This is a genomic window from Pseudoalteromonas sp. SR45-5 (assembly GCF_014163565.1).
Classification (GTDB): Bacteria; Pseudomonadota; Gammaproteobacteria; order Enterobacterales; family Alteromonadaceae; genus Pseudoalteromonas; species Pseudoalteromonas distincta.
This window is the reverse complement of sequence record NZ_JACJDN010000786.1, coordinates 1-1,570: the sequence shown is the minus strand read 5'-3', so window position 1 is coordinate 1,570 and position 1,570 is coordinate 1. Positions and strand designations below refer to the sequence as shown.

The window sequence follows — 1,570 nt, the reverse complement described above, 5'->3', positions numbered from 1 at the left end:
AGGCCTAAGGCTTGCTAACGGGATGAGCGAAGCTCGCAATAATTGCCTTTAAACTCTTATCTATAAAAGCTTAAAAAACCTGCTTGCTTAATTATCCGTCTAAGCGTAAAATGCGCGCTCATTTCGGCTTTTAAACTATTAATTCCTTGCCTTAAACCGACCGGCCGAAACGGTAGAAGGCTCTATTAACCGTAAGGAATATCCATGCGTCATTACGAAATCGTATTCATGGTTCACCCTGATCAGAGTGAGCAAGTAACTGGTATGATCGAACGTTATACTGGTTCTATCACTGAAGCTGGTGGTACTATCCACCGTCTTGAAGACTGGGGCCGCCGTCAACTGGCTTACCCAATCAACAAGCTTCATAAAGCTCATTATGTTCTTATGAACGTTGAAGCACCTACTGAAGTAATCAGCGAGCTAGAAACTACTTTCCGCTACAACGATGCAGTGCTTCGTAACTTAGTTATGCGTACTAAAAATGCTGTAACTGAAGCGTCTCCTCTTGCAAGAGAAGAGAAGAAAGAAGCACCAGCTGCTTAATTGTTTTGAGTCCTAGCATGGCATGTAGTCAGCAGTTATTATAATGGTTAGCCCATATATGAATCAGCTGGTTATATCTGGGGTAGTTTGTAAAACTCCCAAGTTTAGCCAAAGCCCTGCTGGCATCCCGCATTGTATTTTTGTTGTAGAACATAAATCAATGCAAACCGAAGCAGACCTTAACCGTAATAGTTATGTGAGGCTTCAGGTAGTTGCCAGTGGAAAGCAAATGCAACAACAGACTCAACATTTGCACGTTGGGCAGGCATTGCAAGTGAGTGGTTTTTTAAATCGCCACGAAGGTCGTAACGGCCTTAGCCAATTGGTTTTGCATGCTCAGCATATAGAAAGAATTATTTGAGGAATTAATCTCATGGCACGTTATTTCAGACGTCGTAAGTTCTGCCGCTTTAAAGCGGAAGGCGTACAACAAATCGATTACAAAGATCTAGCTACTCTTAGAAACTATGTTACAGAAAGTGGCAAAATCGTACCTAGCCGTATCACAGGTACTAGCGCTAAATACCAGCGCCAGCTAGCAACTGCTATTAAGCGTGCTCGCTACTTAGCCCTTCTTCCATACACTGACTTACATAAGTAAGCAGCGGATTAACAGTTTTTAAAAGGTGTAGAAACATGCAAGTTATTCTACTAGATAAGATCGCTAACCTAGGTAGCCTAGGTGAACAGGTTGTAGTTAAATCTGGTTTCGCACGTAACTTCCTTTTCCCGCAAGGTAAGGCAGTTCCTGCGACTAAAGCTAACATTGAAACGTTTGACGCTCGTCGTGCAGAACTTGAAGCGAAAATCGCTGAACAGTTAGTTGCTGCACAAGCACGCGCTGAAAAACTAGAAGCATTAGCAGAAGTTACATTAGTATCTAAAGCTGGTGACGAAGGTAAGTTATTCGGTTCAATCGGTACTCGTGACATCGCTGACGCTATCTCAGCTGTTGGTGTTGAAGTTGCTAAGTCAGAAGTTCGTTTGCCTCTAGGTACTATCCGTGAGACTGGTGAATTTGACG

At 42.9% G+C, this 1,570-nt stretch carries 4 protein-coding genes; all 4 read left to right on the top strand.

The annotated features are described in order from the left end of the window. Positions 1-204: 204 nt before the first annotated feature. A complete protein-coding gene (gene rpsF / locus H5072_RS19040; protein ID WP_002962750.1) occupies positions 205-546 on the top strand; it encodes a 30S ribosomal protein S6 in 342 nt (113 codons plus the stop codon). Between the two features lie 43 nt (positions 547-589). Then, on the top strand, positions 590-907 hold the full coding sequence (priB, locus tag H5072_RS19035) for a primosomal replication protein N (protein WP_004588456.1): 318 nt from the start codon (positions 590-592) through the stop codon (positions 905-907). 12 nt (positions 908-919) lie between these two features. Continuing rightward, complete coding sequence (rpsR, locus tag H5072_RS19030) at positions 920-1,147, top strand: 30S ribosomal protein S18 (protein WP_002962753.1); 228 nt, start codon at positions 920-922, stop codon at positions 1,145-1,147. Positions 1,148-1,182: 35 nt separating this feature from the next. Further along, positions 1,183-1,570 (top strand): 50S ribosomal protein L9 (gene rplI / locus H5072_RS19025; protein ID WP_182694458.1); only part of this gene is annotated, 388 nt, incomplete at its 3' end.

Coding starts and splice junctions, on each gene's coding strand:
- rpsR (WP_002962753.1), top strand. CDS start 920: ATGGCACGTTATTTCAGACGTCGTAAGTTCTGCCGCTTTAAAGCGGAA.
- priB (WP_004588456.1), top strand. CDS start 590: ATGGTTAGCCCATATATGAATCAGCTGGTTATATCTGGGGTAGTTTGT.
- rpsF (WP_002962750.1), top strand. CDS start 205: ATGCGTCATTACGAAATCGTATTCATGGTTCACCCTGATCAGAGTGAG.